The organism is Ignatzschineria rhizosphaerae (genome assembly GCF_022655595.1).
In the GTDB taxonomy this organism is placed as follows: domain Bacteria; phylum Pseudomonadota; class Gammaproteobacteria; order Cardiobacteriales; family Wohlfahrtiimonadaceae; genus Ignatzschineria; species Ignatzschineria rhizosphaerae.
This window is the reverse complement of sequence record NZ_CP093379.1, coordinates 738,552-754,767: the sequence shown is the minus strand read 5'-3', so window position 1 is coordinate 754,767 and position 16,216 is coordinate 738,552. Positions and strand designations below refer to the sequence as shown.

Below are 16,216 nucleotides of genomic sequence, written 5' to 3'. Positions count from 1 at the left end.
TTTTCCTATTATGATTTTTATTGAGTGAAATATGGAAAGGGCTTTATTCTATAATTCTTTAAATTTAAGCAAATTTTTCTAACGGAAACATCTCGCCATCATCTGCAAACTGATTGCCAGTAATGGTCTCTAATAATCTTAATGCCTTTCCTTCCTTAATGGCAGTTAAGGCTGTTTGTGCATTTTCTTGCAAGTTATCGCGTCCAAATAGCTTTAATACCATCGCCACATTAATAGCTACCGCATGACGATGCGCTTCTGGCGCTCTACCGTGAAGCATTGTTAAGAGTGTTTGACGATTTTCAGTCGCATCGCCGCCACGAATCGCTTCTAAAGGATGCTCATTTAACCCAAAATCTGAAGGCTTCACATAATAAGTTGTGACAACTCCCTCTTTTAATTCAGAAACCTTCGTCGGTGCATGAAGCGCAACTTCATCCATACCACCGCCATGAACCACTAATACATGCTCGTAACCAATTAATTTTGCCGTCTCAGCTAAAAGCTCAGTAAGGCTTGCATCATAAACGCCCATCAAAGCCCGCTTTGGTCTTGCAGGATTAGTTAAAGGTCCTAACAGATTAAAGATAGTGCGTGTTTTTAATTCTCCACGAGTTTTTGCGGCATGTTTAAAACCACCATGATAATGCTGAGCAAAAAGGAAGGTAATATTATCTTGATCTAAAGAATGACGCGCTTCAGCAGGTGTTTTAAGAAGATTCACCCCTAAAGCTTGAAGGAGATCTGATGATCCTGTTAGGCTAGAAACAGAGCGATTACCATGCTTTGCAACAGGCACACCGCAACTTGCGGCAATAAGTGCGCTCGCTGTTGAGATATTCACCGTATTTAACCCATCACCGCCAGTACCCACAATATCTGCAAAAGGATAATGAGGCGTTTCAAAGGCTTTCGCTTCACTAATAAATGCCTCCGCAGCGCCAGCAACTTCTTCAGCAGTTTCTCCGCGAAGCTTCATAGATACTAATGCCGCCCCTAATAAGGATTCACTCACTTCACCACGGGCAATTGATGTAAATAATATTTTGCTCTCAGCTTGCGTTAAAGTCTTGCCACAATATAGCTTTTGGAAAATCTCTTTCATTACATCGTTCATCATTACTTGCTCCATTCTCATCATGATTTTAATTTCTTAACTTTAAATTGAATCTTTAAATCTTGATGCGGGAGTTACTGACGTATATTGAAGACATAAAAAAACCCGCATCTTCTTGCGGGTTTTTGGATATTTGTACCTAGATTATATGTCTTTATAACCGTGCACGCTTATACCTCCCGCGTTTGCGAGATGTGCCACCAATAGTTATAAAAGTTCATCGTTTGCATCTTAGGTTTTCCTATTTCTTTAAAAGTGATGGTGCTAATGTGCACGCTTTCAATTTTTGTTCTCTTAAAGTTATAGATCTCTTTGCTTTAAGAGTCAACTCTTTTTTTAAAATATTTTCAAAAACAATCATAAAAAGATCTTTTACTCATTCGATTATTCCTGACCTTATAGTGATCTTGTAGAGATAAAAAGAAGATTGTATAAAGGGTACAAAAAAGACTGATATCGATAAAAAACCAAACATCACTTTCTCCTTTCAATATAAAACCATAAACCACGGAAAGAATAACACCGATTAAAACCGTGAAGATCATCCAGTAATACCGCCCCCTTTTGGGGGCGAATTTTAAAAACAGGCTTTTAAAAAAATCGCTCAAAATTGCCGTTATCACCGAAGGGATGATTCCAAAGAATATTGCAATAATGCCCATTAAGCTAGAACCAAAAATAATAACTAGCATCCTAGACCAACTTTCATGAGCTTCTAACAAGAGCATTACATATCCAAGATAAAGAATTATCACTAATACGATAACCGTACAAGATTTTCGCCATGCTTTTAAAATATTCAAATGATAGACTGCAAAAAGCCCATAGGTGACTAAAAATAGACTAAAGCCGCCTAGAATATGCGATAGCCATATCTCACCAACCGTGCGAGCGCTAAAACCAAAGCGATCGATAACTCCTGCAAAATTGATCACGGTTAAAAAAAATAGAAAAGGGCTCCCGATAAATAATAGATAATGGGCAATCCTATTACCTCCCCATAAGGTTTTTTCTGTATCATTCATTACTAGTTCCCTTCCCTATCTTTCAAGTGGTTCAGCAAATTATCGAGCAATATTAAAGTCTTTTAACGCTCTTTATTGGCAAAAAGTCACTACCCGATAATCAGAGCGAGTTCCGATACGAAACTTCCCACCCCAAATGCCAATGCCAGCACTAATCAATAGCTGACTATTAGAAAAATCCCACAATCCTGAAGAAACCCCATTAATGCTTTTAGCGGCATAATTATAAGGCCAAACTTGTCCATCATGCGTATGCCCTGAAAATTGTAAGAACTCCCCTAATTTCGCCAAAGTCGGAAAATTTACCGGCTGGTGATCGAGAACAATCATCGGAATATCAGGATCTAAACCCTCTAATAGCGTTGAAAGTTCAGCACGATCAGGATTCATCTTGTCATCACGCCCAACAACATAGATATTCTCTGGAAGAAGAACCACCTCATCTCGTAATAATCGCCAATTTGTCTTCTCAAAAAATGCCAAGCTATTCTCAACACCGGCAATATATTCATGATTTCCTAAAATGGCATAAACGCCATTTTTAGCTCTAAACTCACTCAATAACTCGTCAATATTCTCTTTATAAAGGGGGCGAACATCATTATCAATCACATCCCCACTGACAAAAATATAATCAGCCTCTTCTGCATTAATGAGCGCCACCCACTTTTTAAGCTCATCTCGCCCAATCGTATGCCCTAAATGTAAGTCGCTAAGCATGACAATCTTCAGGGATTTGCCATGCTTAAAGTCTCCTCGAATTTCACATAACTTTGCGGCATTACTCCCTGATTGAGGGATAACTTCAATAGCCTTTTTTGTGGTTAAATCATAAATATATTCGTGACGAACCTTCTCATGATAAGTGCTGTTTCATATCCATATAATGCCGGAATATATCCCAATCATGATCAGCAGAAGCCAGCCATTATTGGTTGTTAGGTGCGTTATTTTTTCTGCTGAAACCCACTCTGTAAAATAGTTAATCCCCTTAAAAATATCGAAAAGTAATATCGGGATTAAAAGATAAAGTAGAAGAATCATCCAGCTAGAACCGATCAAATAAAGCGGTTTGACAAGCCATAAAGGCAGACTTCTTACTAGAAAAATGGATATAGGCAAGCTCACGAACAAAATAAAAGCAGATAAAAGCGCGATTAATTTTAAACCATAATATGGGGGCGTTAATTGATAATAGCGCCACAACACATACCCCTGCACTATAAAATAGAGCACTAAAATCACCCAAAACATTCTCATCTAGCCAAGCTCCTCTCTTTTATTTTAAAATAGAAAACCTATCAATCATCACTGAATTGATAGGTAGATCCTGCTGATTTTGATATCGCATCTTAATTACAGCAAATAAAGCGTCAATTAATGACAATAGAGGCAAAAGATCTCAAATACCTCTTTATTCATAAGGTTTTACCGGAAAACGCGGCATCGCTCGCTTATGATGGGAGCGGTTATGCCAATAATTGATACGTTCAAGCTCTGCATCTGTAACTTTTTCACCCCGAAGATGGCGGTTTAATGCATCATACGTCACGCCCATCTCATCTTCATCGGTTTGCGCTTCCCAAAGTCCTGCTGAAGGCTTTTTATCAATGATCGATTGCGGAACATTTAAAAGAGAGGCTAAGGCAAAGACTTCATCTTTATCTAGATGAATCAGCGGGGCAATATCAACGCCGCCATCGCCAAATTTTGTAAAATAACCGGTATACCACTCCACAGCATTATCTGTACCCACAACTACGCCATTTTTTGTTTGCGCAATCGTATAGAGCGTTGTCATCCGAAGTCTTGCACTGTTATTTCCTAGAATCACCCGATCTTTAGCAAGATCACCGGTGTGATTAAATTCACTTCCAATTGCTGCCATTAATGAATCATGGGTCTTTGTTAAATCTACCACATGATAAGGTAGCCCTGCCTTTTCCATCACTAGCTTTGCATCATCTAAGTCATTAGGATGGCTATGAGATGGCATCATGACGCCTATGGCTCGATCTTTAAAATTTCGAGCTAATAAAAATGCAATCACCGCTGAATCAACCCCGCCGCTCACGCCAAAGACAAAGGTATCAGCACCTCGATATAAAAGCTCCGACTCAAGCCATGCTTCTAAGGTTTCAATATACGCCTCTAACGCTTTTTGACGATCTTTAGAAAAAGTTAAATATGCACGATTCATTTTGATTACCTATTATATTTTTATTGTAACAAAAGAGCGTAAAAGTGATCCTTCTTACGCTCTTTTGATAAATCTCTTGTAAAAATAGCTCTACTTTAACAATCTACTTTACGACTTTACTTCATTATCGTTGTAAAGTACGCGTTCTAAACGCGGATTCGGGCGATATTTACGACCAGCTTTCGCTTCTTCTTTCCCATCTAATAAAACATTATCGCCGGTAAAATTAATATTAACTTTCAGTAAGCTTGAGCCTACACCATAAATATCAACAGGCGTATTTTGCTTCTCAAAATCAGCGATTTTCTCGGCATTAAAACCGCCACTGACGACAATTTTCACATCCGTAAAGCCTTCCTTATCTAATGCTTCACGTAGCGCAAAAATTAAGGTGGGATTTGAGCCCCTTGGATCAAAAGTTCCAAGCTTCTCTTGATGGCGCATAAAATATTGATCTACCATGGTATTTGAGGTATCGACTCTCACAGCTGAGAGTTTCCCTTCAAAATGGCGCGCCACACGAAGTGATTCTTCAATGACATCATTATTGTAATCAACAAGTACCATAAGTTTATCATTCGGGAATACTTTGTAATAAGCCTTCGCCGCTTCTAAGGTATCGCCATTAAAAAGCTGCACTAAAGCATGTGGCATAGTACCTAAACCTTCAATGCCCCACCACTCATTCATCGCATGGGTTGCTTGCGCTGTTGAACCACCAATAAATGCGGCATAACCGTCCCCTGCTTGCTGACTAAAATGATCATCACGGTCGCCCATAAAGATAATCTCTTTATCACCAGCGGCTTCAACAACTTCTAACACATGGGTGGCAACCGATGTTCTACGCGCTAAAGTACCATCAATAATTCCTTCTAAATACCCGAAATCTTGATAATTGCCCGTAATTGTTAATACCGTTTCAAAGGCATCAACACGATCTCCATCATTGAGCGCCCAAATCTCTAGCTTTTCAGGGTTATGTGCAAAGGTATGAAGGAGTGAAATCGCCTCATCAATTCCACACAATACCGCCCCATTTTTACGTTGAAAGAACTGCATCGTCACAATACGCTCAGGGGCGCATTGCTTTGCAATTTCTGCTGTTTTAAGAAAATAAACTGCTGAGAACCAGCCTTCACCAATCCGCTCATCAAATTTAAACGTCTTGTTCGTTAGTCTCTTTATCTTACCGCGATGTTTTAATTCATACTCTTTAATATCACTAGTAATTGTCGCTGTCATTATACGGTTCTCTTATCCCCTTAATTGGGTCTAGAAAGGTTAATTATGTTTGAAGAGAGTACTATAGCAAGGTTCTTACAACCTTTTCAATGATTCTTAACTATTTCCCCATTTCATGACCACTAGGAAGCTCCTTGTAGAATAAGAGATATCATAACCTACGAAACTTCTTAAAAACAGCGCAATAAAAAAGCCAAAGTTATCATAACTTTGGCTCTCTATTCTGGCTCCTCGACCTGGGCTCGAACCAGGGACCCCTTGATTAACAGTCAAGTGCTACTACCAACTGAGCTATCGAGGAATAGAAAAGCAATTCTACCCCATTTTTTAAATAAGGCAACTCCTTTACCCGATCATTTTTAAGCCAGAAAAGAAAAAGACCCATTAAACACAATAATATCAATCAACTAGAATAAGTAATGAAGACTTCAACCCCATCAAACATCTCTTACCTATTATCTGATTATCTATTAACAACACGTTAATCATATCTAAACCATGCGGCACTAAGCCATCATTCTTAGATGCTATGACTTTACTGAATCATGATTTTCTTATTTAAATCTAACTTTAAAAACGCTCGCTATAAGCCAAAAAACTATTATTTTTATATAGACAATAAAAAAAGCCAAAGTATTACTACTTTGGCTTTCTATTCTGGCTCCTCGACCTGGGCTCGAACCAGGGACCCCTTGATTAACAGTCAAGTGCTACTACCAACTGAGCTATCGAGGAATAGAGAAGTAATTCTACCCTATTTTGATAATAAGGCAACTCATATCACCGGATAATTTTTAATCATCTTATTCATACAACTAGTCTCTATTTTATCATGTGATAGCACATGCTTAATTTACCTTTATAGCAACTAACAAACCTTGCTTATTTAGCATCTAATATTATCGATATTGATGCCCGCTTTTAATCACCACCATACAATCTCTAAAAGTGATCTCTAAAGACGGTATCGAATATTGAAATAAGGTATTACCTTGATTCAATATTCTTTGGTTATTTTTATAAAAATTCATTACGACTTTTAAAATATCTGTTAAGAGTACAAATTTTAAGCACATAAAAAAAAGCTAAAGTATTGCTACTTTAGCTTTCTATTCTGGCTCCTCGACCTGGGCTCGAACCAGGGACCCCTTGATTAACAGTCAAGTGCTACTACCAACTGAGCTATCGAGGAATAGAGTAATGATTCTATCTCATTTTTCCTAAAAGACAACTCTACCTAAGACTGTTTTTTAGACAATGACTAGTCATTAATCAATTACTTTAGCTTTTCTAAGCGAGACACATCTCTCACCGCCCCAAATGCCGCAGAAGTTGCCAATGCCCCATAGACTTTAAGCGCATTAGAGATCTTACGAGGGCGCGGCTTTGCCGGCACAAATCCTTTTGCCCGCTGAGCTTCCAAACGCTTTGCAAGAATTGCCTCATCAACGATCAATTCAATTGAGCGATTAGGAATATCAATGATGATCTCATCTCCATTTTCCACAACGCCAATTAAGCCACCATCTGCAGCTTCCGGAGAAACATGACCAATGGATAAACCTGATGTTCCGCCGGAGAAACGACCATCAGTTAAAAGAGCGCACTGTGCATCGATCTTTTTACTCTTTAAATAAGAGGTCGGATAGAGCATCTCTTGCATACCAGGACCACCCTTTGGCCCCTCATAACGAATAATCACCACTTCCCAAGGTTTCACTTCATCGCCTAAAATACCGGCAACGGCACTATCTTGACTCTCATAAACACGCGCCTTACCGACAAATCTTAAGATAGATTCATCAACACCTGCCGTTTTGACAATACAGCCATCTTCAGCAAGGTTGCCGTAAAGAATGGCAATCCCCCCATCTTGACTATAAGCATGTTCAATATTACGGATACAGCCCTTTTCGCGATCAAGATCTAACTCATCAAAATGTCTATTTTGCGAGAAAGCCTCTGTCGTACGAACGCCGCCCGGCGCTGCTTTAAAGAAATCATGATGTTTCGTGGAGCGAACAATATCCCACTCCTCTAATCCCTCTTTTAAACTAGAATTTAAAACCGTCGGCTGATCTGTATGTAAGATACCAATACGATCAAGCTCTCCTAAAATCCCATAAATGCCGCCGGCACGATGAACATCTTCCATATGATAGAGACTTGTAGAAGGCGAAACTTTGGATAAATGTGGCACTTGACGAGAAAGACGATCAATATCTTGCATCGTAAAATCAACGCCCGCTTCATGGGCTGCCGCTAACAGGTGAAGAACGGTGTTAGAAGAGCCGCCCATAGCAATATCGAGCATCATGGCATTTTCAAAAGCGTTAAAGTTGACGATATTTCTTGGAAGTACCGCCTCATTACCATTTTCATAATGATCTTTGGTAATTTTTACAATGGTTCTAGCAGCTTCTAAAAAGAGCTCTTTACGGCGTGCATGCGTTGCTAATAATGAACCATTACCAGGAAGCGCTAAGCCTAATGCTTCTGTCAAACAGTTCATCGAGTTTGCCGTAAACATTCCTGAGCATGAGCCACAAGTTGGGCATGCAGCGCTCTCAATTGCCGAAACTTTAGCATCTTCAGCATCATCACTTGCAGCCATGACCATTGCATCAACAAGATCAAGCTTCATCTCAACGCCATCCCAAGTCACTTTCCCGGCCTCCATCGGGCCACCTGAGACAAAAATTGTGGGGATATTTAAGCGAAGCGCCGCCATTAACATTCCTGGCGTAATCTTGTCACAGTTAGAGATACAAATTAATGCATCCGCACAGTGTGCATTGACCATATATTCGACAGAATCTGCGATTAAATCACGACTAGGTAGTGAGTAAAGCATGCCATCATGCCCCATTGCAATACCATCATCGACCGCAATTGTATTAAATTCTTTTGCAACACCGCCCGCGGCTTCAATTTCGCGAGCAACCATTTGACCAAGATCCTTTAAATGAACATGACCCGGAACAAATTGTGTAAAGGAGTTTGCCACCGCAATAATCGGCTTTTTAAAATCCTCATCTGTCATTCCTGTTGCACGCCATAGTGAACGCGCGCCTGCCATGTTACGCCCTTGTGTTGATGTATGTGATCGATACTTTGGATCTTGAACCATGTCTTTCCCTCTGTTCTCCATTTAGACACAGCGACATAAACTTTAGGATCTTTCCCTATAGCTGTCATCTGCTCTGCTCAATTTTATCTTCAATTTATAATATCTCTTGATAAGACAATCTAAACGCTCTGCTTATCATTAAGAGATAACTCTACAATTTTTCTATCATTAATATACACGTGAAAAAGTGGCTTGTGAAAATTTCACTATTTATTCAACTTTTTAAGGATCTAAACCAATGCTTTAACTTACTAAATAGCAGTCTTTAAAAACTCTCCATCTAGATATTTCCACATCGACTCTTCTCGCATAAAACGACTTCTCTCGATAAATTTTCCGGCCTTACCATTGTCACGGTAACGCGCTTCAAAAGTCACAAAACTTTCACCACGTTCATTTTCTACTTCTGTCTTTATTATTTTTAAATAAATCCACTGTAGAGGAGGATCTTCTTTTAAGATTTCAGGTGGCCTTGTGGTACTGTGCCAACTTGTCATTAAATACTCGTCATTATCTAATGCAAATGCCGAAAAACGTGAACGCATCAATTTCTCAGCAGTTATCGGGTTTTGCCCCATATGAATAGGATAACAGCAGTCTTGATATTTTTCACTACTTTGACAAGGACATTTCTCGTTTAAAATTTTTTTCTGCTTTTTATTCAAGGAACTCATCACTTTTACCATCTTATTAAAAAATATAAGTTTACATTGTAGCCTTAATCTTTACCCTCTCGCCCCTAATTTAATCAACTTTACTAAGGTTAAAGTAATGGATCATCTTCATTAAAGATCCTCTCTTCCCCAAAATATCTTAAAAATTAGAGGGAGCATTTTTATGACCTCTATCGCTATTACATTTGTCATCAATGCCTTATGGTTAATTCTCTCTCCATGGGATTTAGTCTCAACGCTAACTCTGACGATCACTATTGCAATAGTCTGCGTGCTTCTTTCTTGTTATAGCTTTTTTAAAAGAAAGCCTCATTATACGGTTATCCCGCTTCTACCCTTTTTCGGGATTCTCTTAAGCACTTATTGCTACCTTCCAGCGCTTAAGGATTATCAGCATATTGCTTCAAATCTTCCAATAACCATTCAAGCATCCTTTCAAATTGAGCGTAATCACTACCCACAAAGTACGACCATCAAGATATTATCTGCAGATGCAATTTCAAAAAATGAATCACCAAAAAGCACCCTAGCTTCTCATACCCCATATTCTGCATTGATAGGTAGCACCCTACAAGTCTTCAACATTTCTCCCGAAATAAAGCAGAACTTTATGGAAGGGGAGATTTATGAAGGCCCCCTCTCCATTAGAGCAAGGTTCTATAAAAATATCCCCGGAGATAGGCAAAGAATCCTGCAATCTTTAGCTAGAAAAGCCATTGGGTATGGCAAGTTTGAAGGAGAGATCCAAAAACTTAAAGACCGATCTCAAGTAGATCATTTTAGGCACATAACGGCACAAAACTTTACAGAAAATTTTCGATATGGAAATTACTTAAGCGCCCTTTCTGTTGGAATCACGCAATATTTAGCACCTCAAGATTGGGACATGCTTCGCAAAACAGGAACTATCCATCTTGTCTCAATTTCAGGATTACACCTCTCTTTAACTGCTTTTTATGCCTTTATTATTTTTAGAGTTGCTACAGGCCTTATTGGTATTCGAAAGATCCAACCTTATAAAATAGCCGCAGCTCTTGCCATTATTATCGCTTGGCAATACGCCATTATTGCAGGATTAAGCTTACCTACAACGCGAGCGGCTATCATGTTTACTATCGCAATGTTCGCCCTTCTCATTAATCGGCCTATTTTTAGCTTACATGGCGTGAGTATTGCGTTAGTAATTATATTAGTGATCAACCCTCTATCACTCTTATTGCCGGGATTTTGGCTCTCTTTTATTGCCGTTATCATCTTAATTCTCTCGGCAAGGATTTTCACCTCTCCCTTAAAAGCGCTTCTACTCACACAGCTCGTGATTTCCCTACTGTTAATTCCCCTCACGGCAAGTTTCTTTGGGGAGATATCGCTGATAAGCCCGCTTATCAATCTCTTTGCGATTCCCTGGACTTCGATGGTCATTATGCCTTTTTTGCTACTGGGCACACTTTTCTTATTGATTCATTTACCAACAGCACATTTTTTTAATATGCTAGCTGATCAAGGAGTCTTTGTTTTAACGCAAAGCATTAAGTGGAGCGCTAAGATTCCAAATGCCGCAATCGAGACATCTCGCTTATCTTTAACAACAGCTGTTATCATCACTTTTACCTCACTACTAATACTCTATTTTTATCCTCAACGGTTACTGATTAAAGCACATATTTTATATACTATTCGGACCCTAGAGCGTCGATTTATGACTTCTCCTACGCCCATCCCACTGCAATTACCCAATAGAATGTCGCAAAGAATGTCGCGATTTAAAAAAATCTCACTTTTAGCGATTACAATGGTGATAATCAGTAGCACAAAACAGCTCCCTTCTTTAGAGAGATACAACAAGAAAACAACCTCCATTGATCTCTATCTTCTACCGGTGGGCGAAGGATTATCCCTACTTTTCTACTCTCAAGAATTAACATTTCTATTTGATACCGGCAATCGCTTTCGGCAATTTGATGCAGGGGCTCAGGTTATTCTACCCACCTTAAAATCTTTAGGGATAGAACGTTTAGATCACATCTTTTTAAGCTTACAAAACCAGCAACATATTGGAGGGACAAGAGTGATTCGAACAAAACACCCTAATACGCCGATCATTGCACATCCAAAATTACTCTGGCTTATGGAAGATACCCAAGATTGTAGGCAATATCATTATCATTCAGAAACCATCACTATCTCTCCTATCAAGATCATTGATAATAGCTGCGCCTTTCATATAACCCTTTTTAACGAGATCTCCCTCTATCTCTTCTCAGATATTACAGATAGTGAATGGCAGCGCTTTGAAGAGCAGCTTCCTTTTATGAATAAAGAAGGTATCTCGCAGCAGATAATCCTTTTTCCAAACCAAGGTCAGCGTTATTTCGCCCCCACTTTGTTACAACAATCTTATTTAAAGCAAATTCTCCTATTTTCAACAAGAAAAGTCGCAGCGAAACTTGAAGCGGCACTAATGATGACACCTCAACTTAAAAAATATAATGCCTACTATGGCACTATTCATCTTAAAATAGATACAAAAAATGCGAAGTCCTACTCAAAACTTCGCATTGATGATTATGCTGATAAAGCCCGTTACTGGTGGCTTAAATCTCTTACTACGCTTGAATAACCTCTGGCGTAATTAAGGTAATATCACGATTATAGAGTGTTGTATTAATATCAGCAGGTAGAGGAACATCTGTGATAATTGTATCAAAAGAGCTCAACGGTAATGCTAAATAGGTTGCCACAGCCCCATACTTACTGTGATCAGCCACTAAGATAATGCGCTTTGAAACATTCGGTAACATTTTTTTAATTGGCACTCGCTCTTCTGTTGGTAGAGAGATCCCTTTTACGCCCCAAGAAGGTGTAGAAATAAAGGCAATATCAATTAAGTAATTTTCAACACCGCGAGCAGCGCTTTCACCAACACTACAATTGGTATAAGGACAAACCGTACCACCCGTATGAATAAGCTTGCCACGACCATGTTCAATCAAGAAAAACATGATAATGAAATCATTAGTAATAATCGTTAAATCTTCACGATCTTTAATTTGTCGCGCTATCGCTAAAGTTGTCGTGCCTGAATCTAGAAAGATACAACTGTTTTTAGGAATTTCATTGGCGGCTAAAAGCGCAATCATGCGCTTGCCCTCTTCATTGGTGGTATCACGTACTTTATGTGATAGTTCTGAAGAGAGTCTTTCTGCGGCCTTAACACCACCAGAAACTGTCACCACTTTGCCTTGCTTCTCAAGCTTTTGTAAGTCTCTACGAATCGTCATATGTGACACATCAAGTAACTCAATCAATTCATTAATGGTCGCAATCCCCTTCTCAGCGACAACTGAGAGAATTGCTTCATGTCTTTCTATGGGAATCATAGTTTGCCTCCTTTGTTCCCTTTAGTTTTAAGCGACTTCCTTCCATCTGCTTAAAACCATCCGATGATGATTGACAATTGTATCAAAATTTACATTTATTTACACTAAATCTCCTCTTCCCCATAAGAGGCGATTAAATAAACATATTAATGAAACTTATTATCTATTTATATTAAAATATAAAATATAAACATTTACGAAAATAAATCAATGTTTAATTTCACAGATCTTGTTAAGCTATTTATATCCTGAGATTATTTTTTTAACAATCCTTTTTTTCTCCCATAATTTTTTTATAACAATCTCTCAAATAGAAGCCTATTTCTCTCTTATCAGAAAATAGAGACTATTAAATCCTCTTTATAATCTTCGTCAATAAAAAAGGTCAGAACCTTAAAATAGGTCCTGACCTTTATCTTAAATGAAGCTTATTTAAATCATAAAAACGATCTTAAAAACTCTAAGAGATAATATTATCTAAATCAAAATAATGATTTATTGTAATTTCTCAGCAATCATTTGATTAATCACCGCTGGATCTGCCTTTCCTTGGCTAAGCTTCATAACTTGCCCTACAAAAAATCCTAAAATTTTTGTTTGACCTGATTTAAATTGCTCAACTTGTTTTGGATTTTTAGCAATTACCTCATCAACCCAACCTTCTATTGCGCCAGTATCAGTCACTTGCTTTAACCCTTCTGCTTCAATGACTTCATCTGCGCTTTTCTCTGAGTCAATCATTAAGGCAAACACTTTTTTCGCAATATTATTAGAGATCGTCTTATCTTGAATACGATTTAATAATCCTGCTAATCTCTCCGCTGAGATACTTAACTCACTAATCTCAAGATCTTTCTCATTAAGATATGCCGAAACATCTCCTAATAACCAGTTAACCGCTATTTTCGCATCGGCTTTAAATGATAAAAGCGCTGCAAAATAATCTGCCATCGCGCGTGATTGCACTAAAACTCCGGCATCATAATCTGATAGATCATGCTTTTCCATCAACTCAACCTTAAGCTCTTCAGGCATTAATGGAAAGCTTGCTTTAACCGCATCAATACGCTCATCACTAATGATAATTGGCAATAGATCGGGATCATGGAAATAACGGTAATCGTTCGCTTCCTCTTTAGCACGCATTGAGCGAGTCTCATTTTTATCAGAGTCATAAAGTCTTGTCTCTTGCGTAATCGTTCCGCCTGACTCTAAGATTTTAATTTGGCGCGCGACTTCATAATTAATCGCTTGTTCGATAAATCTAAACGAGTTAATATTTTTTAGCTCTGTTCGCGTTCCAAGTGGTTCCCCTGGTTTTCTAATAGAGACGTTTGCATCACAGCGAAATGATCCTTCTTGCATGTTACCATCACTAATATCTAACCATGTCACAATTTGATGTAGCTGGCGAAGATAACTAATCGCTTCACTTGCAGAACTTAAATCTGGTTCAGAAACAATCTCTAAAAGTGGAGTTCCCGCGCGGTTTAAATCAATCCCCGTCATTCCAGGGACAACTCCATGACGTGAACCACCTGCATCTTCTTCAAGATGTGCACGGTTTACACGAATCTTTTTAAGACCACTTTCTGTCTCAATCATTAAGTGCCCATCATAGACAATCGGCGCATCTAATTGGCTTGTTTGATAGCCTTTTGGCAGATCTGGATAGAAATAGTGTTTACGCTCAAAAATGGTTCTTTGTTGAACCTTTGAATTCGTCGCAATTGCAAGACGAATCGCCTTATCAATCACTCCATCATTTAAGCGTGGCAATACCCCTGGTAATGCTAAATCAAAGATCCCCGCTTGTGTATTAGGCTCTTGCCCATAAAGCGTGCTTGTTCCTGAAAATAGCTTGGTTTTTGTCGTTAACTGAGTATGGACCTCAAGTCCAATTACAACTTCCCAACTCATCTTTATTCCTTTTTGTTCTCTTAAAATAAAATTGTCATCTGCAAATTATCGAATTTAAACCTTAGTCAAAATTCGCTGGGAATTTCTTATGCCAATCACTATTTTGCTGATATTGATGAGCCGCAGCTAAAAGCTTCGCTTCATCAAACGCACGTCCTATGAGATGGAATCCTACCGGCATACCATTACTGATTCCCATTTGATGACTCAATGCGGGTAATCCTGCTAAGTTTGCACCAATTAAGTTTGCATCAAAGAGAGAGTTTTGAATACTAGAAGCTTGATGATTCTTACCAAATGCCGGACCTGCAACAGTTGGGCCGGCGATAAAATCAACATCTTTTAAAATTTCATTATATTCATTTGTAATTAAACGGCGGATCTGTTGGCTTTTAATAAAGAAGTCTTTATAAAGAACATCCGTTGTTGCGTAGGTTCCCATTAAAATACGGCTTTTCACCTCTTCGCCAAAACCTTCTGTTCTTGTGCGGTAATAGAGATCTTCTAGATTTTGCGCATTTTCTGCACGATATCCAAACCGAATCCCATCAAAACGAGATAAGTTACTCGCAGCTTCCGCTGGGGCGATAACGTAATAAACAGGGGTGACAAGCTCATGGTATTTAAGATCCACTTCAACCATCTCCACACCAAGTTTACGGTAAATTGCTAATGTTTCATCAATCGCTTTTGCGGTTTCAGCATCAATATCACCTGCAAAGAAATCTCTTGGAAGCGCCATTTTGGAGCCTTTTAAAGATTGTCCTAACTCTTTTGAAAATGCCGGAAGCATGCGATCTGCCGATGTTGGATCCTTTTCATCAAATCCTGCCATTCCTTCTAAAACAATCGCACAATCTTCTGCTGTTTTTGCTAATACGCCGCCCTGATCTAATGATGAGGCAAAGGCAATTAGCCCATAACGAGAAACGCGCCCGTAAGTTGGTTTAATACCTGTGACACCACAAAAACTTGCTGGCTGACGAATAGAGCCGCCCGTATCAGAACCTGTTGCCGCCATGACAAGCCCTGCCGCTACCGCTGCTGCTGAACCACTCGATGAACCACCAGCAACATGACCCTCATTCCAAGGGTTATTCGTGCCGCCATAAAAACTCGTTGCGCCCGTTGACCCCATGGCAAACTCATCCATGTTCACTTTTCCAAGTGATACCGCACCTTTTGATCTTAAATTCTCTACAATCGTTGCATCAAAAGGCGGCACATAATTACTCAGCATTTTTGATGCTGCCGTCGTTAAAGTCCCTTTCGTTGACACTAAATCTTTATGAGCAATCGGAATACCCGTTAAGAGCTCATTTTTACCTGATTTAATGGCTTCATCTGCCTCTTTTGCGGCAGTTTTTGCCTCATCAAAAGTTGTGGTGATAAAGCTATTTAACGCTCCATCATATTTTTCAATACGTGCTTGAAAATACTCTTGAACTTCTAAAGCTGAAACTTCGCCTTTTTCTAACTGTGCGCGAAGTTCCGAGATAGTCTGTTTATGCATAATAATACTCTT

General features: G+C 38.9%; 12 protein-coding genes and 3 tRNA genes. 1 reads left to right on the top strand and 14 read right to left on the bottom strand.

Annotation, left to right across the window (positions count from 1 at the left end; translation table 11 throughout):
- Positions 1-64: 64 nt before the first annotated feature.
- The 11 genes from trpD to MMG00_RS03225 form a co-directional block, all read right to left on the bottom strand.
- On the bottom strand, positions 65-1,105 hold the full coding sequence (gene trpD, locus MMG00_RS03275) for an anthranilate phosphoribosyltransferase (protein WP_242153272.1): 1,041 nt from the start codon (positions 1,103-1,105) through the stop codon (positions 65-67).
- 359 nt (positions 1,106-1,464) lie between these two features.
- A complete protein-coding gene (locus MMG00_RS03270; RefSeq protein ID WP_242151345.1) occupies positions 1,465-2,142 on the bottom strand; it encodes a hypothetical protein in 678 nt (225 codons plus the stop codon).
- 72 nt (positions 2,143-2,214) lie between these two features.
- Positions 2,215-2,862, bottom strand: coding sequence for a metallophosphoesterase (locus tag MMG00_RS03265; RefSeq protein ID WP_242151342.1), 648 nt, complete (start codon positions 2,860-2,862; stop codon positions 2,215-2,217).
- A gap of 153 nt (positions 2,863-3,015) precedes the next feature.
- On the bottom strand, positions 3,016-3,402 hold the full coding sequence (locus tag MMG00_RS03260; protein WP_242151339.1) for a hypothetical protein: 387 nt from the start codon (positions 3,400-3,402) through the stop codon (positions 3,016-3,018).
- A 154-nt stretch (positions 3,403-3,556) separates the two neighbouring features.
- Positions 3,557-4,342 carry an NAD(+) synthase gene (gene nadE, locus MMG00_RS03255; protein WP_242151336.1) on the bottom strand — a complete coding sequence of 262 codons (786 nt, stop codon included), beginning with the start codon at positions 4,340-4,342 and terminating at the stop codon, positions 3,557-3,559.
- A gap of 108 nt (positions 4,343-4,450) precedes the next feature.
- Positions 4,451-5,563 (bottom strand): nicotinate phosphoribosyltransferase, encoded by a 1,113-nt coding sequence (locus MMG00_RS03250; RefSeq protein ID WP_242153270.1) that lies wholly within the window; start codon positions 5,561-5,563, stop codon positions 4,451-4,453.
- A 248-nt stretch (positions 5,564-5,811) separates the two neighbouring features.
- Positions 5,812-5,888 (bottom strand) — tRNA-Asn (locus tag MMG00_RS03245).
- 357 nt (positions 5,889-6,245) lie between these two features.
- Positions 6,246-6,322, bottom strand: a tRNA-Asn gene (locus MMG00_RS03240).
- Between the two features lie 380 nt (positions 6,323-6,702).
- Positions 6,703-6,779 (bottom strand) — tRNA-Asn (locus tag MMG00_RS03235).
- Between the two features lie 84 nt (positions 6,780-6,863).
- The gene (gene ilvD / locus MMG00_RS03230) at positions 6,864-8,717 is read right to left on the bottom strand and encodes a dihydroxy-acid dehydratase (protein ID WP_242151333.1); all 1,854 of its coding nucleotides are present in this window, start codon (positions 8,715-8,717) and stop codon (positions 6,864-6,866) included.
- Between the two features lie 251 nt (positions 8,718-8,968).
- A complete protein-coding gene (locus tag MMG00_RS03225; protein WP_242151330.1) occupies positions 8,969-9,391 on the bottom strand; it encodes a YchJ family protein in 423 nt (140 codons plus the stop codon).
- Positions 9,392-9,554: 163 nt separating this feature from the next.
- Between MMG00_RS03225 and MMG00_RS03220 the strand changes: the two genes are divergently transcribed.
- Positions 9,555-12,011, top strand: a complete 2,457-nt coding sequence (locus tag MMG00_RS03220; RefSeq protein WP_242151327.1) for a ComEC/Rec2 family competence protein — start codon at positions 9,555-9,557, stop codon at positions 12,009-12,011.
- On the opposite strand, the gene MMG00_RS03215 is transcribed toward MMG00_RS03220, so the two are convergent.
- The 3 genes from MMG00_RS03215 to gatA form a co-directional block, all read right to left on the bottom strand.
- Positions 11,998-12,771, bottom strand: a complete 774-nt coding sequence (locus MMG00_RS03215) for a DeoR/GlpR family DNA-binding transcription regulator (protein WP_242151324.1) — start codon at positions 12,769-12,771, stop codon at positions 11,998-12,000. The genes MMG00_RS03220 and MMG00_RS03215 overlap by 14 nt on opposite strands.
- Before the next feature lie 495 nt (positions 12,772-13,266).
- Positions 13,267-14,691: an Asp-tRNA(Asn)/Glu-tRNA(Gln) amidotransferase subunit GatB gene (gene gatB / locus MMG00_RS03210; protein WP_242151321.1), complete on the bottom strand. Its 1,425-nt coding sequence runs from the start codon at positions 14,689-14,691 to the stop codon at positions 13,267-13,269.
- Positions 14,692-14,752: 61 nt separating this feature from the next.
- Complete coding sequence (gene gatA, locus MMG00_RS03205; RefSeq protein WP_242151318.1) at positions 14,753-16,204, bottom strand: Asp-tRNA(Asn)/Glu-tRNA(Gln) amidotransferase subunit GatA; 1,452 nt, start codon at positions 16,202-16,204, stop codon at positions 14,753-14,755.
- Positions 16,205-16,216 lie beyond the last annotated feature (12 nt).